General features: G+C 47.9%; 27 protein-coding genes. 14 read left to right on the forward strand and 13 right to left on the reverse strand.

Annotated features, from left to right (window positions below; genetic code table 11):
- A complete protein-coding gene (locus NQS30_RS09905) occupies positions 1-1215 on the forward strand; it encodes a cation:proton antiporter (protein ID WP_003155266.1) in 1215 nt (404 codons plus the stop codon).
- A gap of 25 nt (positions 1216-1240) precedes the next feature.
- Here the strand turns inward: NQS30_RS09905 and NQS30_RS09910 are convergent, their stop codons facing one another.
- From NQS30_RS09910 to NQS30_RS09920, 3 genes are all read right to left on the reverse strand, one after another.
- Positions 1241-2530 (reverse strand): lysine N(6)-hydroxylase/L-ornithine N(5)-oxygenase family protein, encoded by a 1290-nt coding sequence (locus NQS30_RS09910; RefSeq protein WP_047935543.1) that lies wholly within the window; start codon positions 2528-2530, stop codon positions 1241-1243.
- Positions 2531-2631: 101 nt separating this feature from the next.
- Positions 2632-4134: a coproporphyrinogen III oxidase gene (locus NQS30_RS09915; protein ID WP_015239499.1), complete on the reverse strand. Its 1503-nt coding sequence runs from the start codon at positions 4132-4134 to the stop codon at positions 2632-2634.
- A 112-nt stretch (positions 4135-4246) separates the two neighbouring features.
- The gene (locus tag NQS30_RS09920) at positions 4247-5113 is read right to left on the reverse strand and encodes a Cof-type HAD-IIB family hydrolase (protein WP_218791548.1); all 867 of its coding nucleotides are present in this window, start codon (positions 5111-5113) and stop codon (positions 4247-4249) included.
- Between the two features lie 383 nt (positions 5114-5496).
- On the opposite strand from NQS30_RS09920, the gene NQS30_RS09925 reads away from it, so the two are divergent.
- Entirely contained in the window at positions 5497-6636 is a 1140-nt protein-coding gene (locus NQS30_RS09925) for a DNA alkylation repair protein (protein WP_218791547.1), read from the forward strand.
- Between the two features lie 38 nt (positions 6637-6674).
- On the opposite strand, the gene NQS30_RS09930 is transcribed toward NQS30_RS09925, so the two are convergent.
- On the reverse strand, positions 6675-7025 hold the full coding sequence (locus NQS30_RS09930; RefSeq protein ID WP_014720937.1) for a YlbF/YmcA family competence regulator: 351 nt from the start codon (positions 7023-7025) through the stop codon (positions 6675-6677).
- An 85-nt stretch (positions 7026-7110) separates the two neighbouring features.
- Positions 7111-8244, reverse strand: coding sequence for a DUF445 domain-containing protein (locus NQS30_RS09935; RefSeq protein ID WP_218791546.1), 1134 nt, complete (start codon positions 8242-8244; stop codon positions 7111-7113).
- 237 nt (positions 8245-8481) lie between these two features.
- On the opposite strand from NQS30_RS09935, the gene NQS30_RS09940 reads away from it, so the two are divergent.
- From NQS30_RS09940 to NQS30_RS09965, 6 genes are all read left to right on the forward strand, one after another.
- The gene (locus NQS30_RS09940; RefSeq protein WP_138092015.1) at positions 8482-9573 is read left to right on the forward strand and encodes a YheC/YheD family endospore coat-associated protein; all 1092 of its coding nucleotides are present in this window, start codon (positions 8482-8484) and stop codon (positions 9571-9573) included.
- The gene (locus NQS30_RS09945; protein ID WP_015239497.1) at positions 9563-10921 is read left to right on the forward strand and encodes a YheC/YheD family endospore coat-associated protein; all 1359 of its coding nucleotides are present in this window, start codon (positions 9563-9565) and stop codon (positions 10919-10921) included. Before NQS30_RS09940 ends, NQS30_RS09945 begins: the two co-directional genes overlap by 11 nt.
- A gap of 82 nt (positions 10922-11003) precedes the next feature.
- The gene (locus NQS30_RS09950; RefSeq protein WP_012117190.1) at positions 11004-11219 is read left to right on the forward strand and encodes a YheE family protein; all 216 of its coding nucleotides are present in this window, start codon (positions 11004-11006) and stop codon (positions 11217-11219) included.
- Between the two features lie 224 nt (positions 11220-11443).
- Entirely contained in the window at positions 11444-11650 is a 207-nt protein-coding gene (locus tag NQS30_RS09955) for an alpha/beta-type small acid-soluble spore protein (RefSeq protein WP_007610368.1), read from the forward strand.
- Positions 11651-11751: 101 nt separating this feature from the next.
- The gene (locus NQS30_RS09960) at positions 11752-11877 is read left to right on the forward strand and encodes a hypothetical protein (RefSeq protein WP_007409245.1); all 126 of its coding nucleotides are present in this window, start codon (positions 11752-11754) and stop codon (positions 11875-11877) included.
- A 28-nt stretch (positions 11878-11905) separates the two neighbouring features.
- Positions 11906-12526: an NAD(P)-dependent oxidoreductase gene (locus NQS30_RS09965; RefSeq protein ID WP_076423810.1), complete on the forward strand. Its 621-nt coding sequence runs from the start codon at positions 11906-11908 to the stop codon at positions 12524-12526.
- Between the two features lie 38 nt (positions 12527-12564).
- On the opposite strand, the gene bmrD is transcribed toward NQS30_RS09965, so the two are convergent.
- Together bmrD and bmrC are read right to left on the reverse strand one after the other, a co-directional pair.
- Entirely contained in the window at positions 12565-14586 is a 2022-nt protein-coding gene (gene bmrD / locus NQS30_RS09970) for a multidrug resistance ABC transporter ATP-binding protein/permease BmrD (protein ID WP_218791545.1), read from the reverse strand.
- Entirely contained in the window at positions 14583-16340 is a 1758-nt protein-coding gene (gene bmrC / locus NQS30_RS09975; protein WP_025284492.1) for a multidrug ABC transporter ATP-binding protein BmrC, read from the reverse strand. The genes bmrD and bmrC overlap by 4 nt, the downstream gene beginning before the upstream one ends.
- Before the next feature lie 421 nt (positions 16341-16761).
- Between bmrC and NQS30_RS09980 the strand changes: the two genes are divergently transcribed.
- Positions 16762-17262 (forward strand): universal stress protein, encoded by a 501-nt coding sequence (locus NQS30_RS09980; protein ID WP_007409250.1) that lies wholly within the window; start codon positions 16762-16764, stop codon positions 17260-17262.
- A 38-nt stretch (positions 17263-17300) separates the two neighbouring features.
- Here the strand turns inward: NQS30_RS09980 and NQS30_RS09985 are convergent, their stop codons facing one another.
- Entirely contained in the window at positions 17301-17852 is a 552-nt protein-coding gene (locus tag NQS30_RS09985; protein ID WP_007409251.1) for a hypothetical protein, read from the reverse strand.
- Between the two features lie 108 nt (positions 17853-17960).
- Between NQS30_RS09985 and NQS30_RS09990 the strand changes: the two genes are divergently transcribed.
- The gene (locus NQS30_RS09990; protein WP_012117186.1) at positions 17961-18545 is read left to right on the forward strand and encodes a TetR/AcrR family transcriptional regulator; all 585 of its coding nucleotides are present in this window, start codon (positions 17961-17963) and stop codon (positions 18543-18545) included.
- A 41-nt stretch (positions 18546-18586) separates the two neighbouring features.
- Here the strand turns inward: NQS30_RS09990 and dat are convergent, their stop codons facing one another.
- The gene (dat, locus tag NQS30_RS09995) at positions 18587-19438 is read right to left on the reverse strand and encodes a D-amino-acid transaminase (protein WP_014417308.1); all 852 of its coding nucleotides are present in this window, start codon (positions 19436-19438) and stop codon (positions 18587-18589) included.
- Between the two features lie 256 nt (positions 19439-19694).
- Between dat and NQS30_RS10000 the strand changes: the two genes are divergently transcribed.
- Positions 19695-20543, forward strand: coding sequence for a polysaccharide deacetylase family protein (locus tag NQS30_RS10000; RefSeq protein WP_015239490.1), 849 nt, complete (start codon positions 19695-19697; stop codon positions 20541-20543).
- Between the two features lie 33 nt (positions 20544-20576).
- Here the strand turns inward: NQS30_RS10000 and NQS30_RS10005 are convergent, their stop codons facing one another.
- The 3 genes from NQS30_RS10005 to NQS30_RS10015 form a co-directional block, all read right to left on the reverse strand.
- Positions 20577-21308 carry an NAD-dependent protein deacylase gene (locus tag NQS30_RS10005; protein ID WP_371136941.1) on the reverse strand — a complete coding sequence of 244 codons (732 nt, stop codon included), beginning with the start codon at positions 21306-21308 and terminating at the stop codon, positions 20577-20579.
- A 63-nt stretch (positions 21309-21371) separates the two neighbouring features.
- On the reverse strand, positions 21372-22487 hold the full coding sequence (locus tag NQS30_RS10010; protein ID WP_007409256.1) for a mechanosensitive ion channel family protein: 1116 nt from the start codon (positions 22485-22487) through the stop codon (positions 21372-21374).
- Positions 22488-22650: 163 nt separating this feature from the next.
- Positions 22651-22755: a YhdX family protein gene (locus tag NQS30_RS10015; RefSeq protein WP_003155299.1), complete on the reverse strand. Its 105-nt coding sequence runs from the start codon at positions 22753-22755 to the stop codon at positions 22651-22653.
- A gap of 169 nt (positions 22756-22924) precedes the next feature.
- On the opposite strand from NQS30_RS10015, the gene NQS30_RS10020 reads away from it, so the two are divergent.
- From NQS30_RS10020 to crcB, 3 genes are read left to right on the forward strand one after another with little or no spacing between them, the layout of a single operon-like run.
- Positions 22925-23641, forward strand: coding sequence for a glycerophosphodiester phosphodiesterase (locus NQS30_RS10020; protein ID WP_015417128.1), 717 nt, complete (start codon positions 22925-22927; stop codon positions 23639-23641).
- Between the two features lies 1 nt (position 23642).
- Positions 23643-24038 carry a fluoride efflux transporter FluC gene (locus NQS30_RS10025; protein ID WP_218791543.1) on the forward strand — a complete coding sequence of 132 codons (396 nt, stop codon included), beginning with the start codon at positions 23643-23645 and terminating at the stop codon, positions 24036-24038.
- Positions 24035-24394: a fluoride efflux transporter CrcB gene (gene crcB / locus NQS30_RS10030; protein WP_012117180.1), complete on the forward strand. Its 360-nt coding sequence runs from the start codon at positions 24035-24037 to the stop codon at positions 24392-24394. Before NQS30_RS10025 ends, crcB begins: the two co-directional genes overlap by 4 nt.
- A gap of 13 nt (positions 24395-24407) precedes the next feature.
- Here crcB and NQS30_RS10035 read toward each other — a convergent pair whose 3' ends face one another.
- A complete protein-coding gene (locus NQS30_RS10035) occupies positions 24408-25796 on the reverse strand; it encodes a hemolysin family protein (RefSeq protein ID WP_043021351.1) in 1389 nt (462 codons plus the stop codon).
- Positions 25797-25958 lie beyond the last annotated feature (162 nt).

Here is a 25958-nt window from a genome sequence, read left to right on the forward strand (position 1 = left end):
ATGGACCATCTCGTATTTGAAGTCGGTACGGCGTTAGTTCTTGTAGCCATTGCGAGTGTCATCGCCAATAAAATTAAATTCTCGATCATCCCCTTCCTGATCATTTTAGGAATGCTTGTCGGGCCGCACGCACCCCAAGCGGGCATCATTGACCTGACGTTTATCGAAAGCCGGGAAGTGATTGAATTTTTCGGACGGATGGGCGTCCTGTTCCTCCTCTTTTACCTCGGGCTTGAATTCTCGGTCGGAAAATTAGTCAAATCCGGACGTTCAATCGCCGCCGGCGGAACGATTTATATTCTGATTAATTTCAGTTTAGGGCTGATATACGGCTTTATCACGGGCTTTTCCTTTTTGGAAGTGCTTGTATTGGCGGGCGTCATCACGATATCATCAAGCGCCATTGTCGCAAAGGTGCTTGTTGACTTAAAGCGCACGGCCAATCCGGAAACGGAGCTGATTCTCGGCATCATTATGTTTGAGGATATCTTTCTGGCGGTTTACTTATCGGTCGTTTCCGGGCTTGTTCTGGGAGACGCGACGTCTGTCGGAGGCGCGCTGATGTCAATCGTGATCGCTTTCGGATATATGCTGCTGTTTTTCATTGCCGCTCGAAAATTGCCGCCTCTGCTGAACAAGCTGCTTGATATCCGTTCAAACGAGGTATTTGTCATCGTCATTTTCGCCGCGCTCTTTTTCATTGCCGGCTTTTCCGAAACGATTCATGTCGCTGAAGCGATCGGCGCGCTCTTGCTCGGACTCGTGTTTTCGGAGACGGCCCATTCTGACAGGATTGAGCATCTTGTCGTGCCGTTCCGTGACTTTTTCGGGGCCATGTTTTTCTTCAGCTTCGGTCTCAGCATTGATCCGTTTTCACTCGGAGATGCGGTATGGCTTGCCCTTGGCGCCGTTCTGCTGACGATTGCCGGAAACTTTATCGCCGGCATGATCGCCGGGCGCCGGGCGGGGCTTTCTCATAAAGCATCGTCTAATATCGGGCTGACCATTGTGTCACGCGGCGAATTCTCCATTATCGTCGCAAATCTCGGCATCGCCGGCGGCCTGTCCGCTTCACTTAAACCTTTCGCCGCCTTATATGTTTTGATACTGGCCATCTTCGGCCCTTTGCTCACGAAAGAATCGAAGCGGATATATCTCCTGTTGAACAGCGTGTTCAAATGGAAGACGCCTGAAAAGAAGCCGCAGAAATCATAAAAAAAACTGACCTCTTCATAAGGGGTCAGTTTTTTTGAGCGGGAAGAAATTGCTGAAAAGCCGTTTTTTTATTAATGGAGAAATGCTCTTTTCCCAGAATGGTATTGATGATTTTTTGGTTTCTGTAAACAGACAGCTTCAAATTCGTAGCGCCCGTTCCGTGAGCATGATCAAGATTCGTTAATGTGAAAAAATGATGCCGCCTGTCGTCCTTAAAGACAAGACGGGAATCGGCCGTCACTTTAAACCGTTTCTCATCCTCCCATTCGATATCGGGGGCAATTGCCGTAAACCATTCCGGAATATGAGGTTTAAAACCGGTCGCCAATATCACTTTTTCTGAATCGGCCGTAAAGGTTTCATCCATCTGCCATTGATGAAAGCTCAGTACGCAGCGCCCGTTTTGCTTTTCAATTTTTTCAAGCTCCGCCATCGGCTGAATATACACGTCAGGCGAACCTCCGCTGATCGATCTGTGATACAGGGCATCGTAAATGGCGGCAAGTGTGTCAGAATCAATGCCGTGGCGCAGTCCGTCCAGCTCAGGGAGCGTGTTCAGCCGTTCTTTAAAAGGCAGGCGGTTAAAATATTCCACATAATCAGGTGTAAACATTTCCTGCCCGAGCTTGGCGGTTTCTAATTCTCGGAATCCGGCGGAGCGTGTCACCCATTGCAGCCGGCTGCGGCGGTATTTTTCATCGTGCAATAAGTCAGAAAAGATCTCCGCGGCGCTCTGTCCGGAGCCGACCACTGTAATTGATTCGGCGCCGGCGAGCTCGTCTTTCCGAAACAAATATTCCGTGCTGACCATCGTGTCCTGACGCGCTTCGGCAGCAATCTCTGCGGGAATAAGCGGTTCAGACCCCGTCCCCATGACGAAATGCTTCGTTTGATAGACACTGATGCTTCCGTCCTCAATGTTCTTGACGCTGACGTCATAATGTCCGCCGGCATTTTTCACGCCGATTACCTCTGAGCCGAAACGGCATGATTTGATTTCTGAAGCCGTCCAGCTCAAATAGTCGTTAAATTCCCGTCTCGGAATATCAAATTCATTAAACGTATAAAACCGGTACAGCCGGTCATGTTCATGGAGAAAGTTTAAAAACGTGTAGCGGCTTTTCGGATCGGCGAGCGTGACCAGGTCCGCCAGAAACGCCACCTGTAAATCCGTTCCTTTAATTAACAGGCCCGGATGCCACGCAAATTCTTTCTTTTTATCGAAAAAAAGAGCGTCTGTTCCGGGTATATCCTCTAACAATGCGGCAAGCCCTAAATTAAACGGCCCGATTCCCGCTCCTATGACATCATACATATTATGCACCTCTTGCGAATAACAGTCTGATGGTCTTTTCCCGTTTTTACAGACGGTTAAACATAAAAAAACGGCACGCTGATTCCGTGCCGTTTTTGATATTATAATGCAGATTTGACGAACATCTCATCTAAGTATTTGATTTTCTCTTCTGTATAATGCTCGAATCGGTCATTATATGATTTCGGGTCTTTCGGATTGGCGAAGTGCGTGATTTTTCCGGTTTCCGGATGAATGAATTTGCTTGCCGCGCCGCAGCCGATACCGATAATCGTCTGCACTTCTTCCATAATCATAATGTTGTAGATGCTTTCCTGGCCAGGGAAGGAGTAGCCGACATTTTCAAGGTTTCCGAGAATGTTTTTCTGCCGGTACAAGTAGTACGGCGTATAGCCGTGCTCTTTTGTCCAGCGGACGGCGTCATCCATCATGCGGGACACTTCCTGTCTGTCGGCAACTTTATACTTATGCTTGTTTCTCGTCATTTCTGACGCCCGTTTAAAAGAAAGCGTATGAACGGTCAAAGATTCAGGCATCAGCTTTTCCGTTTCCTCAAGACTGTGCCTGAACTCAGCCGTCCCTTCTCCCGGCAGGCCGATGATCAGGTCCATGTTGATGTTGTTCATGCCGTGTTTGCGGGAAAGATGGTATTTTTCGATGGTTTCTTCAACTGTATGATGTCTGCCGATGGCCTTAAGCGTTTCGTTTTCATAAGATTGCGGGTTGATGCTGATTCTGTCAATCTTATACTTATTTAAAACGGCCAGCTTCTCCTCCGTAATCGTGTCGGGACGGCCCGCTTCAACGGTAATCTCCCTGATATCCGCGACATCCGGGAAAGAGCGGACCATTTCTTCATATAAAAGATCCATTTCCTCAGCGGTAATGCTTGTCGGCGTGCCGCCGCCGAAATAAATGGTCGTCACTTTGATATCATGCCGCTTCAGCCATTCTCCGATTTTCTGCATTTCATAGTGAAGCCCCCATAAAAAGGAGCCGACTCTTCCCGCCTGTCCTTGAATGGCATAAGCCGGAAACGTGCAGTAGGCGCATTTCGTCGGGCAGAACGGGATGCCGATATATATGCTGACTTCATCTTTGACCCGGTACAGATCGGGAACCGCAGCGAGCTGGCGGTCGACGATCTCCTGCATCAGATTGATTTTTTCATCATGGATCAGATAATCTTTTTTCAGATCGGCGTGCGCCTCTTCTTTTGTCAGGCCGCTCTGCAGCTTTTTATGAAGAAGTTTAGTAGGCCTGATGCCGGTTAAGATTCCCCATTTTTGTGTCATGCCCGTATGCGATTGAAGAAGATTTAAGTAGACGTACGACAGCGTGTTTTTCACCTGTTTAAATACTTCTTTTTCGCTCCATCCGGCAAGAAGCGGTTTCGTATGATGTTCCTTTTCGCCGGTTCCTTTGATTTCTCCGGATACCGACACGCTGTCTGCATCTTGAGAAATGGCAAGTGAGATGACGAGATCAGAGGGTTCCTCCGTTTCGCCGTACGCAAGAACACACTCTTCAAAAAATAAATTCGCGATGTTTTGCAGCGGACGATGCAGCCTGTCATCCGTGATGCCGTCTATTTTTATTTGCAATGTGATCACCTTATTTTTCAGATTCAAAACTTTCTTTAGTGTACAGAAAGAACAGGCTAAAATCAATCCGCGAAAAAGCCGCAGACCGGCGTTTCGCGTCTGCGGCTCTTGATTACGGCCGTTTCATATGGAACTTATCGAGAAAGCCTTTGCGGTGCTGCATGCGGAAATATTCCTTAATCATATAGGCGACTCCCTGTTCATCATTTGACCTTGTCACCCAATCCGCTTTTCTTTTTAATTCATTTGAGGCATTCCCCATCGCGACGCCGAGACCGGCCAGCTCGATCATCGGCAGATCATCTTCCTGATGGCCGATAGCCACAACCTCTTCCATTGAAAGCCCGAGATCAGCGGCGACCATCGAAAGTCCGCTTTCTTTTGAAACCCCTTTAGGCACGATGTTCAGTTTTTCTCCGTTGACGCGGATCACATCGACGGCCGGGAATGCTTTCATTATCGTATCCGTTATATCAGCCTGCAGGCCAACTTCGGCATGCACTTCAATGACGGGCGCTGAAACCGGCTCATCAAGGAGCAGGTCACTTAATGATTCGACAAACTGCACCGGATAAAAAATCGGGTCAGACGGATGAATCATTGTTTTCCCGACCAGATTGGAGTTCACTTTCTTCTTGTTTCCGATCGAATATTTTTCGTGAAGAAGCCGGATATTGCATGGATAGCTTTCCAGCACCTGAACGATATTAAACGTATGATCTTCTGATATTTTCTTTTCAAAAAACGGCTCATCTATTTTTTCAGAAATGTATGCGCCGCTGTGGGTAATCAATTTCGCATTCAGCTTTAATATTTTCGCCACTTTTTGAGCGGAGCGAAAATGGCGGTTTGTGACCAGTGTGACGTAAATTCCTTTTTTCTTGACGTATTCGATGGCATCCTTTGTCGTCTGATGAAGTTTGCCGTTGGAGCGAAGAAGCGCTCCGTCTATATTTAACGCCAGCATTTGTTTTGACACAGAGAAGTCCCCCTCCTTGATGACTGTACTTGTCATTAGGATATGACCCTGTCTCTTTGTTTAGAACAACCTTTTCTCCGCAGCAAAAAAGCCTGCCTCAAGCAGACTTTGAACTGTCGTTTTGTTGGGATACGATCGATTTGCTGCCTTCTCCCCAATGTGTATTTCTATTTACGAAATATATCAGGAACCCCTTATTTGACCGTTGATGCGCTCGTTTCACTTACTCTCTGTTGCTACCCCTTAACATACCAGGCAGTATAGGCGACCGTATCCTTAGATCATCTGTAAGTGTAGGCGCTTTCAGAGTTATTATCTCAATTATATTGTTAAAAAACAAGGGTTTTTTTAACTAAAAAAATCAGAGGAAATATCTATGCTGAATGTATGATAAAGTTGCAAGGGAACATACATTCTCATATAATAAAAGAAAAAAAGCGGTGACTGTCATGTCTCTATTAAAAGATATTTATAACGAAGAATTTGCAGAAGCACTTCTGAACAGAATCAAATCGGCGTATCCGGCTTTTGAGCGGGACAAGTGCCGGGCGCTGATGTTTCAGGAAGATTGGCCCGGACTGACGTTAAAACAGCGGATGCGCCGGATCACAGACTCTTTATATGAAACACTGCCGAAGGATTACATACGGGCGCTTGACGTCTTATATGAGACAGCTCCCCACTTCTCAGGGCTCGCCGGGATTATTTTTCCCGATTATGTCCAACAGTACGGAACGGATCACTGGGACGAATCAATGAAGGCGCTTCAGTATTTCACTCGTTTTTCCACTTCCGAATTTGCGGTCCGCCCGTATATCAGGCTTGACCGGGAGCGGATGTTCAAAGAGTTCCTTTCCTGGACGGAGCATCCGGACGAACATGTCAGAAGGCTTGCCAGCGAAGGCTCAAGACCGCGCCTGCCATGGGGAATCTCCATTCCGGCTCTTCTTGAAGATCCTTCTCCGATTCTCCCTGTTCTGGACCGCTTGATGCAGGATGACTCGTTATATGTCAGAAAAAGCGTGGCGAATAACCTGAATGACATCTCCAAAACACACCCGGATGTTCTGGCACAGATCGCAGCCGAGCGGTTCGGAAGCTGTCCGCATACGGACTGGATTTTGAAGCACGCCTGCAGGACACTGTTAAAAAGAGGAGACAAACAGGCGCTTGCGATTTTCGGGTTTGAAGACGCCTCCCGGATTTCATTGGAACGTTTTATATTGAATTCGGAAACGGCCGCCATCGGAACAAGCATACATTTTTCTTTTCAGATCCGCTCATCCGCCCGGCAAAAAGTCAGGGTTGAATACGCGATTGATTTTGTAAAGAAAAGGGGGCACCGCAGCCGCAAGGTGTTTAAGATGTCGGAGTCCGCCATGGATAACGGAGACGTAAAAGCCTTCAGCAAACACCATTCCCTTAAAGATTTAACCACCCGCAAGCATTATCGGGGAATTCACACTCTGTCTGTCATCATTAACGGAACGGTAAAAGGTTCGCTTGATTTTTCTGTTGAATAAAAAAACCCCTCCATTTCATAGATGGAGGGGTGTGGAGCTTATTCCGGGCTGCCGTAAAGCTCTTCAAGAGGTTTCATAATGATTTTGTTTAACTCGCCGATCAGCATGCTCATGCGCTGTTCCGCTTCCATCAGCTGTGAAATCAATTCATGCTGCTGTACGAGAGCAACCGTTTTTTGTGCCTGCTCTACCTCTTCCTGAGTGATTTCTTCACCTGACATCTGTTTCTGCTGCAGCTGCAGCTGTACATTGCGGAAGTTATCAAACATGCGTTTTGCGGATTCATCTGCGTTTACTTGATCATAAAGCCCTCTCAGACGGCTGTATTCATCACTGTTTCGCAAAGCTTTTTCAAGATCATATGCTGCATCATAAAAATGAACTGCCATAGTAACCGCTCCTTTCTTCCTTTCGGACATACCACTCCACTATAACAGACTGCGGAGCGACTTTCATCATCGGCGTATGTTTTCCTTAGAAAAGAATGACAAACAAAGCCTGAATTGCTCCGATTATCCCGCCGAGCAGACCGCCTAAATACGTTATCATCTTAAATTCTCTCTTGGAAATCGACAGCACCATTTCCTCCAGCCGTTCAACGGGAAACTGATCAACCTGCTCTTTGACCACTTCCTCAAGACGCAGCCGTTTCAGCACATCCTCCAAATGAGCGGCAATACTGCCGAGTGCCGCATCAAGCAGCTTCGGCGCGTACGTTCCCGTAATCTCCCCTTCATAACGGGAGATGATGTCACCGAGCCGGCATTGGAAAAAGGGCGCGGTTTGAAGTGCGGCCAAAGCCCGCTTTTTCATGCTGAACAGCAGATCTTTCGCATTCCACTTTTCATCGGCCTCATAAAGTGTATAAGATTTGAGCTTGCCCCATTCTTGAGAAAGCAGATCAGCCAGAAGCTTTTTCGTTTCCTCATTGCGCAAAAACTTTAACAGCTCAGGCAGCACACGGTCTGCCAAGCTTGAATTGCCGAGGAACATCTGCACCATGCTGCCGAGCATCCCCCGGGAATTCAAAAAGTCGTCAATCATATTTCCGAGCCTGTCTTTCCCTTCTTCGCTCTCAAAATAATCAATGCTCCGCTTCAGAATATAATCTGCGGCCATCGGGACTTTTTCATCCAGCTTTTCCTGAAGCTCATCAGGAAGCCAGTCTTTTATGGCGCGGTGCTCATATTTCCGGTACAGTTCCGAAAGCTTTTCATCGGTAAAACGGTCAATCCAGGCATCCGTCTTTTCCTGCGGATTCCGGATGCCCGCGGCGGCCAAAGCTTCGTGCACCGTCATCTCGGAAGCGGCCATTTTTTGCGTGAATTGTTCGGCGAAAAGAAGCGCCTGGTTTTTAACGGTATCTGATAAAAGCCGCTTTTTTATTCCTTCCGGGGTTAAAAGGTGGTTCGTCACCATGAGCCCCATTTGTTTTGCCAATTCATCCCGTCTTTTCGGGATCAGCCCCGGCGTAAACGGAACCCGTTTTCCGAACAGGTAATACGGCCGGTACGGACGAAATAACATCTGAATGGCAAGATGATTCGTCACCGCGCCGATCGCGGCTCCGATCACAATCATAAATAGAAACGTTCCTGCTATGCCCATTCCTTTTCTTCTGCCTCCATCTTATGTTCTATTTTCTTGATGATATATCTATTCGTATTATAGAGGCTGGCGGGCATGCGGGCAAATGAAGAACCTGAATTGTTGTTTGTGAGGAATAAGGCAAGATGCTGTTTCGTACTCTTTACAGTAGATCATCTTTTATAACGCGCTTAGCATATTTATTGGATGGAAGGGCCGTTCCATCAGCGGCTTTTTGAATAAAGGGGGAGTAATAATATGACAACACTCGGTTTTATGTCTGTATCCCGCCGGCACGAGGAAGATTACGCCGGGGAATTGGCTGAAAGAGCGCCTCAATATAATGTGCGCTTAGCCCGCTTTACACCGTTTGATATATTTCCGGATTCTTTGCGCGTGAAAGCGCTCGTCTATCACCCGCAAAGCGGAAAGTGGAACGAAACGGAAATCGATATTCCCGAATATATTTACGACCGCTGTTTTTACGGAAAATCCGCTGAAGCGCAAAAAGCCAAACCGATCGTCGAATGGCTGAAAAAATATCCGAAAACGGAATTTATCGGCCGGGGGCTTCCTGATAAATGGACGGTCACGGATGCGCTCCAAAAGCATCATCTGATCAGTCCCTATATTCCTGAAACGGCCGAAGTCAGCCGCTATGAACAGGTGCAATCATACTTAGCCAAGGAAAAAGCATGTATACTTAAGCCCGCTTTCGGCGCGGGAGGCAGAGGCATCATCCTGCTTGAAACAGGCAAAAAATCAATTACGGCCACTTACTATATCGGAAAAAACAAACAAACAAAATCATTTTCCAATCACGTGTCTTTTAAGTCTTGGTGCAAAAAAGTGCTGCAGCACCGCTATTTGCTTCAATCCTACTTAAATATCCAGGATAAAGAGCGGCATCCGTGCGACATCCGCATTTTCATGCGCAAAACGGAGTCAGGCGTTTGGGAAACGGTCGGAAAAGCGGTCAGAAGGGGTTATCAGAACGGTCTTTTATCTCATTTGCCCGGAGGATCCGAACCGATTAAGTTTGACACATGGTTTGAGGAAATTCCGAGAAAGCAGCAGGCCGTTTTATTGGATGATGTCTTTTCGATCACCCAATCCGTCCCTTATTTCCTTGATGAACGGTTCGGGCCGCTGTTTGAGCTGGGGCTCGATATTTGTTATGCCAAAGACGGACGCATCTGGCTTTTGGATGTCAACTCAAAGCCGGGACGGAAAGCTATTTTAAGCGTGGCTCCGGAGGCGAAAGAGGATTTGTATACGAGTCCGCTGAGACGCTTCCGCGAACTTCAGTCACAGGAAAGCCGGAAAGGAGTATTACCGCGTGAATCATAAAGGGATGATTGTCGGCATCGATAAAAAAAGCAAAAATACGCTGTTTCTCCCCTCCTCCATGAAACGGGAAGGGCTTTTATCCGCTGCCTTCGGGACCAAGGTTGTCAAATGCCGTGTAGCCTTTTCTCAATCACTTGAAAAAAGCGCGCTCCTTTCTGAAGATTTGTTTGAGGAGCTGTTGATACCGCATAAAAGCCGGGCTGACTTTCTCATACACGGCCAGACGGTGCACATCGGACCGCTGATCGGCGTTTTCACAGCCGGGTTCACATCATCGCCGTCCCGCCCGTTAAGAGACCGTACAGCCTTCTTTTCCAAGATGCTCTCTCTTCATGAACAGGCGAACGGATATTGTTTCGTTTTCGGGGCCCATCAGATCAACTGGGAAGAAGGCACCGTCCAAGCGCTGATTTATAAAGAAAACAGCTGGAAACGGACGGCCGTCCCGCTTCCGAATGTCGTATATGACAGGCTCCCGAGCCGAAAAACGGAAGAAGTTCCGCTTTTACAGCAGACAAAACAAAGGCTGATGAATGACTATCAGATTCCGTGGTTTAATCCGCAATTCTTTAATAAATGGGACATTCATAAGCTTCTGGAAAAAAACAGTCTCACCGCTTCACTTCTGCCAAAATCTGTCCTGCACCCGAATGCAGAAGCGTTAGAAACGTTATGCAGCACGTTTGACACCGTCTATATCAAACCTGCAGACGGCGCACTCGGCACGGGGATTTACAAGGTGGAAAAAACAGATGCCGGCTTATCTGTCAAACACACGAATGAGGAAAAAACGGTGGTGACGGCAGAGTATTCAGATGCGGCATCCTTCATGACATCATTTAAAGAAAACAATGACCCGTCCGCATTTTTAATTCAGCAAGGCATTGACCTGATCCGGCTGGATGGGCGCCCCGTCGATTTCAGGGTGCACACGAATAAAAACGCCGAGGGGAAATGGACAGTGACGGCCATTGCGGCAAAAATTTCCGGTGAAAACAGCATCACGACGCATCTCGCAACCGGCGGAGAAGTCAGGACGTTAGCTGAATTATACGGCGATCCGAGAGAGAGAGTCGGCATGATGCGGAAACTTTCAAAAGCCGCCTTGGCGGTCAGCCGCGTGTTAAATGAGCACATTGAAGGTTTTATCGGCGAAATCGGTTTTGACCTCGGCGTCGATCATTCAGGGAAAGTTTGGATGTTTGAAGCCAATTCCCGCCCCGGGCGCAGCATTTTTTCCCATCCGAAGCTGAGATCGGTCGATTACCTGACAAAACGGAGAAATTTTGAATACGCGTCGTATTTATCAGAACGGTCCATCACCGCCCCGGAAAAACTTTGGCGGTGAGGCTGTCTTTTTTTAGGTTTACCCGGGACAGGCATTGAACGATGAGCTACAATGAACAAGATCAACATTTCCCATAAGGAGCGTGAACGTCATGATTTCGCACTTCAGCTGGAAACCGTTATTCAAAAAAGAGAAACTGCCCGGATGGCGGATTTCATTTTACTGGCAGGGTACGCATTACGAAGGGATTTACCACAAGTCAGGAGACATTGAATGGGGACACACACATCCGGGAAAAGAAGAGCCGGCTCTCGTAAAAGAGCTGCATGAATTAATGCTTTATCACATATATGACTGAAAGCTAAAAGCTCAGCCGCACCAGGCTGGGCTTTTCTTTTTCCTTCCGCTATTTACCACACCGTTTTCCGAATGAGATGCCGTTTGATTCACCATAATACGTAGTACAAAGCGGCAAACAGCATTGGGTGAAGCCGAGCTGGCAATGGTTTTCGTTCCGAAAATCATCGGCTGGTGCAATTCCAGCAAACCCAACCATACTACTTTATAAAGGAGATCATACAAATGGCAAACAACAACTCTTCAAACCAACTAGTAGTACCCGGCGCTGCTCAAGCAATCGACCAAATGAAATACGAAATTGCTTCTGAGTTCGGCGTAAACCTTGGCGGAGAAACAACTTCTCGTGCAAACGGTTCTGTCGGAGGAGAAATCACTAAACGTTTAGTATCTTTCGCACAGCAGAACATGGGCGGCCAAGGCGTACAATAACTCAATAAATGGCTTACAGAAGGCGCGGGATACCGCGTCTTCTTTTATGCCGTCACCCTTTTTTCCTATTCCACATACCCTAGGAAAAAAGGAGGGAAAACATGTCATTCATTGCCTCAGTCAATTGGGAGCTGATTCAGTTCGTAAGTGTTTCTTTGGTCAATGAATATGTTGCCCACCATTTCCCGTTTATTCACAGGTATTCTTTTCCCCGCTGCTTTGAATGATATAATGAGCGGCGAGGAGGTTTTTTACATGAACATCGCTTTACTCGGAGCAACGGGAAGAGTCGGACAGGCTTTTATAAAAGAAGCGCAGAAACATGGACACATGGAGATATTCGCTCTTGTCAGATCAGCCGGAACAGTCCTTCCCATTCCTGAAAAACAAATCATAACAGGGAATGCGAGGCGGCGGGAAGATGTAAGCCGATTGATTTCCAAAGCGGACACAGTCGTGAGCTGTCTCGGCACGGACGGTGACGATACCCTTTCAACCGCTATGACCCATATAATAGACAGCATGAAACGGCATCATGTTCAGCGTCTGATTACGATCGGCACCGCGGGTATCCTTCAATCACGGCTTATGCCTGATCAATACCGTTTTGAATCGGCAGAATCAAAACGAAAATCAACAAGAGCCGCAAAGGAACACGCCCGCGTATACGAAATGCTGCTGGCAGAGGATCTTGACTGGACGATCATCTGTCCCACCTACCTTCCTGACGGAGATGCTGCCGGAGTTTACCGGTTCGAACAGGATCGCCTTCCTGAAGACGGCGCTGAAATCACCGTCGGAGACACGGCGCACTTTCTGTACCGTGAGCTGATCAGCCCGCAGTTTGTCAGAAAACGGGTGGGACTGGCTTACTGAATGAAAAAAAGGGCGAATCTTTGATTCACCCTTTCCGATTACACCGCGGACTTCGCCGTTCCTTTCTGCAATTCATACATTTGGTGGTACTGCCCCTTTTGCGCCATTAATTCGTCATGGCTTCCCTTTTCAATAATGCGGCCCTTTTCCAGCACGAGAATCTGGTCTGCGTGTCTGATCGTGGAAAGCCGATGGGCGATAATAAATGTCGTGCGTCCTTCTTGAACGACTTGCAGCGCTTTTTGAATGACTGCTTCTGTTTCGGTGTCAATGTGCGCCGTCGCCTCATCCAAAATTAAAATGGCCGGATCGAACACAAGCGCTCTTGCAAAAGAAATCAGCTGACGCTGGCCTGAGGACAGTGTGCCGCCTTTTTCGGTAACGGGCTCTCTGATGCCCTTCGGCAGGGATTGCAGAAGACTTGCGGCGCCGACTTGGCGAAGCGCTTCTTCCGCCTGCTCCAAAGAAATACGCTGATCATCGAGTGTCACATTGGAGCCGATCGTGCCCGAGAAAAGATACGGGTCTTGCAGCACAATGCCCATATGCGACCTCAGCTCCTGCCTCGACATGCCGTATATGCTCTGACCATCCAGCAGAATATCCCCTTTTTGAGCATCATAAAAACGGAACAGAAGATTCAGGATGGAGCTTTTGCCGGACCCCGTATGGCCGACGAGGGCGACCGTCTCCCCTTTTTCAGCTGTAAAGCTGATCTGTTTCAGCACCTCGTCTCCCTTTCGATACCCAAAAGAAACATCGCGGAATTCCACTGTCCCTTCCGCCTTTCTGTCTGCGGGAGCGCCTTCTTCTTCCGTTTCCTCCTTCTGTAAAAGCTCGAATACTCTGGCGGCAGAGACACGGGCCAATTCAAGCTTCGAAAATTGGTTGACAATCCCCGTAACCGGCTGGAACAAACGGTTTAAATAATCAACAAATGCATATAAAACACCGATCGAAACAATTCCGGCCGCACTCAGACTCGCGCCTCCGAAATACCAGATCAGCCCGACAAACGCCAGATTGCGCAACACATTGACAAGACTGTGGGACATGAGGGAATTTAAGGACAGCATTTTGTTCTTATAGCGAAAATGAGCTTCATTCAATTCTTCAAATTCCTTCATCGTTTCCTTCTCGCGGCGGAACGCCTGAATAATCGGCATTCCTTGAATGGACTCGTTCATTTTCGCATTGATGTCACTGTTAATGGAACGGATTTTTTGGTTGAAGACGGATGCGTATTTGCGGTACACAACCGACCAGATCATTAAAATCGGAATAATCAGCAGGCAAACGGCGGCCAGCCTGACGTCAAGCATAAACAGCGCCGTAAAAATGCCGAGCATATAAACGCCGCTTGTGATAAATGTCGACAGCACCGTTACATATAAATCCCTGACCGCTTCTGTGTCATTCGTAATGCGGGCCACGACTTTTCCGGCAGGCAGATTATCAAAGTAGCGGATCGGCATTTTCTGAATGTGTGAAAATACATCCTGCCTCATGCGCTGTATGATCCGGTTCGCTCCCATCTGCAGCAGATAATGCTGGCCGTAATGAAAACATACGGAAAACATGAGCAGTCCCGCGTAAATGGCGGTCAGCGTCAGCAATCCTTTTATTTCGGGACGGTAAAATTGAAAAATCTCCTGTCTTGATAACGTAATGGCGGGATATGACCTGCTTTCTTTACCGTTTGATATTGTCAGCCGGCCGTCAGACACCGAACGGTTTCCGTCAAAACTGACGGGACGGTCAACAAAATAGTAGCCCGCACCGACTTGATAAATGTGCGCCTCTCCGGTTTTGTCCGCCCCCGGTTTGAGCCGGTCCTCCCTGACATAATCATGCCCCCGGAACCTGACGGCGCCCGGATCGTCCGCAGAGGCTTTAACCCATGTTTTTTCAATGCCGAGAATGTGGTCGTCAATCATTTTTTTTCCGATAAACGGGCCGGTCAGCTCAGTGCCGACCGCAATAATGAGCAGGACGACCGCCCATATCAGCAGCTTCTTATATTGAAGCGCGTAATTCCATAATCTTCTCCCGGTCTTCATGCGCCCGTCCCCCCTTCTTCAAGAGAGGACAGCTGCTGCCTCTCATATTGTTTTCGATACCAGCCGTTCTGCGCCAACAGCTCCCGGTGCGTGCCTCTTTCAGACACCCGGCCTTCATCCATGACGAGAATGAGATCTGCGTGTTCAACTGCCGAGAGCCGATGGGTGGTGATAATCGTTGTTTTATGCCGCCGTTTTTTACGGATGCTGTCAATGATGGCGGCTTCCGTTTTCGCGTCTACGGCAGAAAGCGAATCATCTAATATGAGAATGTCAGGATCGGTCAAAAGCGCTCTCGCAATTGAGATGCGCTGCTTTTGTCCGCCAGAGAGCGCTACGCCCTTCTCGCCGACCAGCGTCTCAAGCCCGTCGGAAAGCATACCGATATCGTTTTCAAAATGCGCGTCTTTCAGCGCGCTGCCGATTTCCTCTTCGTTTGCATCCTGCCGTCCGTAAAGCAGATTCTCCTTTACAGTCTTTGAAAATAAAATATGATCCTGCGGCACATAGCCGATCCACCCGCGGAGCTCCTCAAGCGGAATCCCCTGAATCGGAACACCTGTAAACGTGATTGCTCCCGCGCCGGGCGGATATTCACGCAACAGTTGCTTAATGATCGTCGTCTTTCCGCTTCCCGTCTTCCCGACGATGCCGAGTGTCTGCCCTTTTTCTACGGAAAAAGATACATCAGAAACCGCCGGTCCCGCTCCGCTCGGATACGTGAAAGTCACTTGTTCAAAAACAAGACGCCCGGGCTCCTTGATGCCGGCGGGGTGCTTGGGCCCGATCACGTCTGGCTCATAGGAAAGCGTCTCATTGACACGATCCAAGGAGGCATTTCCGCGCTGCATAATATTGATTAATTCTCCGATCGCAAACATCGGCCAGATCATCATTCCGAGGTACACGTTAAACGATACCAGCTCTCCCAGCGTCAGCCGGTTTTGAAAAACGAGATAAGCGCCGTAGCCGAGACCGATGAGATAGCTGAGGCCGACGAGAAGTTTCACAGTCGGTTCAAAAAGTGAATCGATAAACGCCACCTTCATGTTTTTCTCATATACATCCGCCGTCATATCACCGAACCGGCTGACATCATTTTTTTCCTGCACGAAAGCCCGGATGACCCGGACGCCGGATACCGACTCCAGCACCTTGTCATTTAATGATCCGAAAGCATCCTGCGCTTCCGTAAACCGCTCATGGATCTTTTTTCCGTACAGGCTGACCGCAGCCGCCATTATCGGCAGCGGAATAATCGCGGCAAATGTCAGCTTCCAGCTGATGAGAAGCCCCATTGTCAAAAATATCGTCAGCATATACATCGTTGAATCAACGAGCGTTAAGACCCCGAAGCCCGTCGTCATACTGACGGCCTGCAAGTCATTTGTCCCCCGCGCCATTAAATCGCCCGTTCTGTATTTCTCGTAAAACGGCGGTGACATTTGAAGAAGCCTTCCCATCAGCTTTGAACGGAGAATCTTCTCCATGACATTCGCCCCGCCGAAAAGCTGATACATCCAAAAATAAGACAGTAAATAGACGGCTGCCGTTAATGCGAGAAATACACATATGTAAAACAGCATCCCGCTTTTTGTAAACACGCCCGCCTTCATATCGTCTATCGCGTTACCGAGAAGTTTAGGCGGAAACATTTCAATGACATTCACAATCAATAACAGAACAATCGCTGTCGTATAGCGCAGCCAATAGGCTTTAAAAAACCACGCGAGCTTTTTTAATACAGTAAACAAATACTGTCATCCCCTTTCATCAATCAGCCGCCCTCAAGCTTTTCCGGATTGTTTTTCATTGTTTTCGCTAATACCGCCACATGCATCACACCTGTCTTTCTTTCATTTTTTTGTATAAAAAAAGACATGAAGCCTCAGCTCCATGCCTCTTATTATTATAAATAAGGTACAGACCCGCCGTTTATGCGCGACTGCCCCGTTTTTAAGCAAATGTTCAGAAAACGGAAGCTGTATGGGAGTCACGCCGGTATTCAGCTGAAGATGAGTTGACAAGCTTTAGTTTTGACATGATCCATACCTCCTTTTTCCCTATATTGTTCCTTCATCATATAAACAAATCCTTTTTTTGTCAATGCAGGTTTTACATTTCTGCCATTCGGGTATTGTAAAACAAACCTTTTTTACTGAAAGGATGAGGCCGATGTTTCACGCGGACCGGTTGATAGCAGCTTTTGACGGAAGTGATGATAGTAAAAAAGCGCTCCAAAAAGCCATAGACCTTTCAAAAACATTTCACGCGGATTTAACGGTCGTACATTCCCACAATGCAAAAGATACCCGGACGATTGTTGATCCCCCGAGGCCGGGAGCCGGGGCAACGTATATCGGCGGCGGGATTGCAAGCGTTCCTGACCCGCTCCAGGCGGAAAGAATCTCCCCTGATCCGATGATTTATGAAGACCGTACGGAAGAAATCGTTGCGGAAGCGAGAATGCTGATGAACGACAGCCAGATTGACGGGGATATCGACATTTTAGAAGGTGATCCCGCTGATGCCATTATCGAGCATGCCGACCGTATATCGGCGGATTTGATCGTCATGGGGAGCCGGGACCAGAACAGGCTGAAAAAACTTTTATTCGGAAGCGTCAGTGAAAAACTGTCATCGAAATCCGATATTCCCGTGCTGATCGTAAAATAATTCTTTCTGTAAAGCAGCTTAATCAAAAGCTGCTTTTTTTACAGCTCCCGGCTGTTTCTTCTTTTTTTCGGCATCACAAAAAAACTCGCCATGATCAAAAAATCGATGCACAATACGACAGACCAGCCCTTTAACAGCTTGCTGAGCGCTTCGGTGCGGGAAGCGTCCTGAATGAGAAATACCGTTCCGGCTAAAAGAACGCCGCCGATGACAAATGCTAATACATGTCTTCCCCATCCTTTTGCATAATGTTTGGCATAATCCAGCCCGTACCGTTTGACCGGTTTTGCCCCTTCCTTGACCACATAATAGCGGAACCGCTCATCCGCCCATTGAATCATGCTTTTCCCGAAGGCGACAGACACTCCGATATAAATGGCCGCCACCGCATGCGCCATAGTCGCCGCCGCCCCTCTGTATAAATCAGCTGCGGCCGCCAGAAACAGTACGGCATCCAATAAAGGAATGAGAGCGAAAAAAAACATTCCGAGCTTTTGCCGCCTGAATATATAGCGCGCCGCCAATCCGAAGATGACAGCCGCCCAAAAAGCAGCCTCACAAATGACAATCAACCAAGCAATCGCGTTCAATCCGGTTCCCCCTTATCGTTTTCTAAAATGCATTGTATCACTGCTTTTTATTTAATACAACTGTATTGCAAAATTGCAAGAAAAAATATTTCCTGTTACACTGGAACCATGCCTAAAATAATCGATCATGAAAAAAGAAGAAAACAAATAGCCGAAGCCACTTGGCGGACGATTTTGGAGCGGGGAATGGAAGGAGCGACAGTGAGAAACATCGCCCAGGAAGCGGGTCTTTCTTTAGGCGCGCTGAGGCACTATTTCACCACCCAGGATGAGCTTTTAGGGTATGCGATGACACTCGTAAAAGAAAAAGCGGCCGCCAGAATTAACGAAGTTGCCATGAAAGATCTGCCGCCGAAAGAAAAAGCGGTGCGTCTGATGCTTGAAATCATCCCGACAGATGAAGAAACGATGGCTGAAATGGAGGTATGGTTCGCTTTCACAGCTTATGCCAGACATAAGGGAGAAGAGTTTCAACCCCAGCAGGACGGGATCTTGGCATATATCCGCGGTCTGATTGACTGGCTGGATGAAAATAAGCTTCTGAAACCGAATCTTGATAAAGAGATCGAAGCGGAGAAAATGTACGCCATCGCCGACGGATTGGCGCTGCATGCCATGCTTGAACCTGAGCGTCTTTCAAAAGAGAAGATCTCCCGTGTGCTCGTTCAGCATATCGAATCTCTTTTTATCTGACTGAAGTAAAAAGGCCGGATGTGTTCCGGCCTTTTTTCAGCTTATGACTGAACGCCGAGCTCTTGCTGAATGTGCGACTGAAAAGCCTCCTGAATCGTTTTGGCTACAGGTCCCGGCGCTCCGCTTCCGACCGGTTTCCCGTCAAGGGTTACGATCGGGATTAATTCAGCCGTCGTTGACGAGATGAAAATTTCATCCGCATCCCTGAGTTCGTCTTCGGTAAGAGCCTTCTCCCGCACCTCAATCCCGTTTTCTTTCATCAGCTCTAACAGTTTCATCCGCGTAATGCCGTTTAAAATCAGCTCATTTGCAGGATGCGTCCGGACAGTGCCGTTTATGACGGCGTATACATTGGAAGAGGTTCCTTCCGTGACCGCTCCGTCCCTTATCAGCACCGCTTCATAAGCGCCTGCTTCATAGGCTTTTTGTTTAATCATCACATTATACAGTAAATTCAGACTCTTAATGTCACACCTCAGCCAGCGTTTGTCTTCCGCCGTTATGGCCTGCGCTCCGGCTTTTTGTTCATTTTCCGGTTTTTTCACTGAAAAGGTGTATGCCGTCGTCTGCGGTTCCAATCCTTCGTCATACTGGTGCTTCCGCGGCGCCTTCCCTCTCGTCGTCTGTATATAGACCCCGCCGTCAATGAGTTTGTTTTCCTGTACAAGCTTTTGCAGATCCCATTCTATGTCCTCTGCGGAGAACGGCAGGGTGATGCCGATTTCTGCGGCGCTTCTGAAAAGACGGACGATATGCTCACGCAGACCGAATAAGGCACCGTTATACACTCTGATGACCTCATACACACCGTCACCGAATTGATATCCGCGGTCCTCAATATCAACTGCCGCTTCTTCACGATCAATCAACTGGCCGTTTACTAATGTCTTCATGTAAACCCTCCTCATCGTTATCTGCCGTGATGTGCATTCTCAGCTGTTATTGTCAACTATTCTATCATACTGAACGAGCCGGCTGCGGAGTTTATTTTTTTCTTAAAATCTTATTATTCGACATCTTTTCTATGTCTTTTCCAGTTTTGTTCCTGTATACTTGATTCGACATACATATGCTGTTAACTTATGGCACTTCGCAAGCCTCCGCTGTTATCGGCATTATGCAGAAACTTATGCTACTGGAGAGATTGTTATGCGCAACACAAAAGAAGGTGCTTCCCCTTCTCTGTTTTCATTGGCTTTTAAACTTACGAGTTTAGCAGTTTTGTGCGGACTGCTTCTGGTAATCGTCATAATGGGATATTCCGCTTCCGCCGCAAAAAACAAACAGGTCACCGTGACCGCAAACGGGCAGCTTCGGGATGAAGCAGAAAGCCTGCGGCTGAAAAATGATTCTCCCGACATCTTAATGAAACATTTGCAGAGAGAGCGTGACCCAGGGAAAAAAACGGTATATTTAACCTTCGACGACGGGCCGTCTCCATATACTGAACAGCTGTTGAATGTATTGAAGGCAAATGGCGCAAAGGCCACTTTTTTTATGCTTGAACCGCGGATGAAAGCCTATAAGCATTCCGTGCAAAGAGCGAAGCAGGAAGGAATCGCGCTCGGCCTGCACGGCGTGACGCACGATAATCACCTGTTTTATCAAACACCGACATCACCGCTGAACGAAATGCAGCAGGGACGCGATACACTCGAGGCAATCACCGGGGTAAAAACGGATCTTGTCCGCACGCCTTACGGCAGTAAACCGTCATTGACGGATGCCCAGATTAAGAATCTCGAAAAAGGCGGATTCGTGTACTGGGACTGGACGATAGACAGTGAAGACTGGAAGTACAAAAACGCACGGTACGTGCCGGAAGTATTGAATCAGCTCGCATATTTGGAAAGCGTCCATACGAGCAGACCGCATGTCATTTTAATGCACGATCTGCCTGCGACGGTGCACGCTTTGCCGAGCCTGATCCAAAAACTGAAAGCCCAGGGCTACTCCTTTGATGTTTTGACGGATCAAATGATTCCCGTCCATGAATAAGAAAAGCCGGATCTGTATATGATCCGGCTTTTTTTATGTCGCGGCGCTGATCCGTTTTGCAAATTCACCGATCTTCTCATGGATGACAAGATCAAATAAATGGTCGCAATATGTCGGCTCAAGGTTAATGATCACCTGCTTCAAACCGGGAATCCGGCCCGCATCCTCAGGGACAAACCTTGCCGGCGCCACTTCAAGCGAAGTGCCGATCACAAGAAGAAGATCAGCTTTATCAAGCTTTTCATAAAGGGTTTCAAAATGCTGAACGAGATCGCCGAACAGCACGACATCCGTTTTTAATACGGTGCCGCATACCGCATGATCACCGATTTCCTCCGTACATTCCGGCACTTCGTCCTTCAGCAGATGAGAAAGCCCGTAGCGCGCTCCGCAGCGGGGGCATGCGGCGGTCTGAATTGAACCGTGAAGCTCATAGACACTGCTGCTTCCCGCTTTCTTATGCAGCCCGTCAATATTCTGTGTGAAAATGTCTACCTGCTTTCCCCGCTTTTCAAGATCCGCCAAATACGTATGGCCGGCATTCGGCTCATAGCTTCCGCTCATTTTCATCTGAAAGAGCTGTTTGAATTTGGGCCAGAATTCACGCGGACGGCGTTCAAAGGATTCCCTGCTCATCGCTTCCATTCTGGAGGTGTCTTCGGTCCATATACCGCCCGCCGAACGAAAATCAGGAATGCCGGATTCCGTGCTCATTCCCGCTCCCGTCAGCACCACGATACGTTCCGCCTGATTGATCAATGTCATAAACGCTTCCACTCTTCCACCGCCTTTTCTTTTTATCATATCATGAAAAAAGAACGGCGCCTGTTATGCCCGTTCTTTTTCTCCGGAATGATCCTTCACATGAACCGGATCATCGTGGCTTTTCTGTTTTACGAATACATTCTGGCCCGGATAGGCGAATTCCACGCCTTCCTCAGCAAAAATATCAATAATCCGGCGGTTGATATCCTGCCGCACATCCAGGCTTTCCGCCCAGACGATGGTCTTTGTGTAAAAGTTGAAAAACAGATTATAATAGCTGTCCGCAAACACGTCAAAGTTAACCATAATCGTATCATCATGCACGCCTTCATGTTCACGAAGCATTTCTCTGAGCCTTGTGATGCACCGCTCTAAACGATCAATCGGCGTCGCATAAGAAACACGAACGGAAAACGTGACCTGGCGCTTCGTCATCCTCGTCCAGTTTGTGATGGCTTCCATGGACAGCGTTGAATTGGGTACGGTAACAAGCGCCCCCTGCGCCGTGCGGAACCTTGTGCTTCGGAATGTGATATCTTCAACGCCCCCCGTTACAGATGACGTCTCGACCCAGTCGCCGATCGTAAACGGCTTTTCCGTAATGATGATAATGCCGCCGAAAAAATTGCTGATCGTATCTTTAGCCGCAAGCGCGAAGGCCAATCCGCCAAGTCCGAGTCCGGCCACGAACCCGTTTACATCATAATTGAATTCCTGCGCGATCACACTGACGCTGAGCGCGAGAATGACAAAGCGCAGCACCTTGGATAAAAACGGCGCCAAAATGTCATCCATATCAAGCTCAAAGCGCTGATTGACTTTATGAAATAAAAACGAAGACGCCGATGTCAGATTGCAAAGCCCCCAGGCGATCAGCGCAACGATCAGAGAGCGGTACAATTTTTTGACAATGTCCATCTGCCCGTCTAAGAACGGCGAATACTCAATCGCCAAAAATAGACCCAGCGCCACGAAAAACCATCTGGCCGGCTTGTCAAACGCTACGGCAATCTGTTTGAATATGTCGGTTTTCGGCTTGTTCGCCAATTTGTAAATGAGCTGAAAAAAGTATTTGACAAACAGTTTTCTCAAAACGAGAAAAGCCGCTAAAATTCCGATGCTGATACTGATCTGCAAAATATGGTCAAGAGTAAAAAAGCTCTGAAATTGTGTCATCATGGCATATGCTCCTTTGTCTTGTCGAAAATCTATTATACTAAAACATTCGGACATCAGCTTCTTTTAATGTCTTTAGGCAGCCTGAAAAACCCCGGCATCAGAGCACAGCCGGGGTTTTTCACACATTCGTTCATCTTTCAGCCAGATACAACAGGGTCAGGCACTATTTCTTCTTTGATTGTGTCTGTTTCAGGAGAGTCGCTTTTTGGATTTCAGCATCGGTTTCGGCCTTAATTCTTTCTTCCACTTTCAATCTCCCTTTTCCCATGATCTCGCCTCCTTTTTGCCATTATAAATCATCACTGCGGATTGTAAACCGAAAAAAGCACTATCTTTATTCCAAAAAAATACTGTTTCGCACATTCACCAGTTTGAATCGCTGTGCATATACGAATCTGATATAATAACAGAAATGCCCATGAGGGGAGCTGACAAGCTTGTATACCATCGCTCATCGCGGCGCATCCGGTTACGCGCCCGAAAATACATTTGCGGCATTTGATATCGCTGCCGAAATGAACGCTGATTTCATTGAGCTTGACGTCCAGCTCACAAAAGACGGCCAGATTGTCGTCATCCATGATGACAAAGTCGACCGGACGACGGACGGCTCCGGTTTTGTAAAAGATTTTACGCTGAAGAAGCTGCAGTCTCTGGATGCCGGCAGCTGGTATGGGGCTGAGTTTAAAGGGGAGCGGATTCCCCTGCTCGAAGAGGTTCTGAAGCGTTATCATTCTGAAATCGGATTTTTAATTGAACTGAAGGGGCACGTTTCTCAAGTCGGTCTTGAAAAAGCAGTCGGCCAGCTGTTAAGCAGGTTTTCCTTTTCCATCCGCCCTATCGTTCAATCATTCAGCCTCAAGTCAATTCAGACCTTTCACGACATGTATCCGTCCGTTCCGACTGCAATAATTGCAAGACCCAGCTTCGGGATGTTTTCCAAAAGCCAGCTGGCCGCCTACAAATCAGCCGTAAATTATGTCAATATTAAATATACCCGCCTGAATCGGTTCTTGATTTCCACCGCTCACAGACACGGCCTGAAAGTATTTGCCTGGACGGTCAGAAATCAAAAGACGGCCGAAAAACTGCAAATGATGGCAGTTGACGGCATTGTAACTGATTTTCCGGATTTTATTTCTAAGGATGGCTGATATGAAACAATACATCGCAATTTTTATCGGAGGCGCGCTTGGCGCATTGCTCCGCTTTGAAATGAGCGCGCACATTCACAGCGGTTCTTTCCCGGCGGCCACTTTCCTCGAAAATACGGCGGGAAGCCTTTTACTCGGTCTTATTACGGGTTATTTCATCATTCGGGCCAAACGCCCTCTTTTGACCGCCTTTTTAGGAACCGGTTTTTGCGGAGGCTTCACGACGATGTCAACCTTCGCAAAAGAAACCAGTTTTCTGCTGCAATCGTCTCCCGCAGCGGCTTTTTGTTATTTTGCCGCGACATTAGTCTCTGGCATTACCCTTGCATGTGCCGGCATTTTCTGGGGACGGCGGATTGCCCTTCACGCAGCGGGAAGGGGGCATGATACGCCATGACGATTGTCCTGATGCTTATCGCAGCGGGTATCGGAGCGGTATTACGGTCTCTGCTGGGTAAAACAATTTCAGAAAGAACAAAAGGTTTTCCGATGCCGCTTGGAATGGCTGCGGTCAACCTGCTCGGCTCCTTCGGCCTCGGCATGTTCACCGGCCTGGGTCTGGATAATCCTTCTGCCGGCATCATCATCGCGACGGGCTTTTTCGGTGCGTTTACGACCTTTTCCACGTTCAGTATTGAAGCCGTGCAGCTGATGATGAACAACCGCATAAAGGAAAGCCTGCTCTACATCGCTGTTTCAGCAGCCGGAAGCCTTTTGGCGTTCTGGTGCGGCTTTGTTATGATATCCATTTAAAAAAACCTTGAGCTTATTTTTCGCTCAAGGTTGCGTTATGAAGCATGACCGTTTCAGGCACGGGCAGCTGGCGGTTTATTGTTCCCTGACCGCCCGGGCGGCCCTGTTCTTCTTTGAGTTCAAGCTGTTTAATAAACCGGCCGTCCATTTCTAATATGAGGGCAGTGTATCCCCCGATTTGTATCGACTCACCCGCACAGATGTCAATATTCCGTTTCAGCACAAGACCGCCGATCGTGTCGACTTCCTCTTCAATCCCTGCGCCGAGAAGATGATTCACCTGATCAATCCGAACCTTTCCGTCCAGCACATAATGGCGTTCGGACAGCTTTTGAATCTGCGGCTGTTCGTCCTCATCAAATTCGTCTCTGATATCGCCGACGATTTCTTCAAGGATGTCTTCGGTCGTCACAAGACCGGACGTTCCGCCGTATTCATCAGACAATATCGCCAAATGAATCCGTTCTCTCTGCATTTTTATCAGCAGGTCGTGTATCGGGATCGTCTCGATGACTTCAATCACCGGGCGGACGTAAGACGTGATGGATACTTCCGCTTTTTCATCTTCTGTCATAAACAGCAGATCTGAAAAGAGATGCTTCGTATTGATCATGCCGATGACACTGTCTTTGTCCCCGTCCGTTACGGGCCAGCGCGTATATTTGTCTTTCAGCATCATCTCAAGCATTTCCGGCACGTCCATATCAGTGGAAACAGCCGCGATTTCTTTTCTCGGGATCATGATTTCCTTGGCGATCCGATTATCAAAATCAAAAATTTTATTCACAAATGTATATTCAGACGGATTGATTTCTCCGTTTTTTAAACTTTCTGACAGCAGGATCCGCAGCTCTTCTTCAGAGTGGGAGCCTTCATGCTCAGATGCCGGCTTTAATCCGGCCAAACCGGTCAGAATTCTCGCGGAGCCGTTCAGCACCCAAATAAACGGGAACATGAACACGTAAAATAACCGAAGCGGTCCGGCAATCCATAACGTCAGCTTTTCCGCTTTTTGAATCGCAACCGTTTTAGGCGCAAGCTCACCGACGACGACATGCAGAAACGTAATCAGCCCGTACGCCGCAGCAAAAGCAATCACATGCTCAGCAGAATCCGGCAGCCCCATGCCCTGAAACAAAGGATGAAGCATCCGTTCAAATGCAGGCTCTCCCAGTACGCCGAGCCCGATGGATGTGAGTGTAATGCCAAGCTGCGAGGCGGATAAATACTCATCAAGATCCGTAATGATACGCTTTGCGAGCACCGCCCGTCTGTTCCCTTCTGAAATGAGCTGATCGATTCTGGATCTTCTCACTCTGACGATCGCAAATTCACTCGCCACGAAAAATGCCGTTAACGCAATGAGCACACCGATTAAAATCAAACTGTCAATATCGTCCATTTCACCTTATCCCGAATTGAAGGATAAGGACGTCACCTCCTGATTTCATCGTTTTTTCTTAAGCGAGAGGAACGAAATGGATGATTGACTACACAGAGGGCCCCATCCTGCCACCTCCTAAGTCAAAGCATGATTGTCATTTGTATAGTTTATTGTATCACA

The organism is Bacillus sp. B1(2022) (assembly GCF_040259625.1).
GTDB classification, from domain to species: Bacteria; Bacillota; Bacilli; order Bacillales; family Bacillaceae; genus Bacillus; species Bacillus velezensis.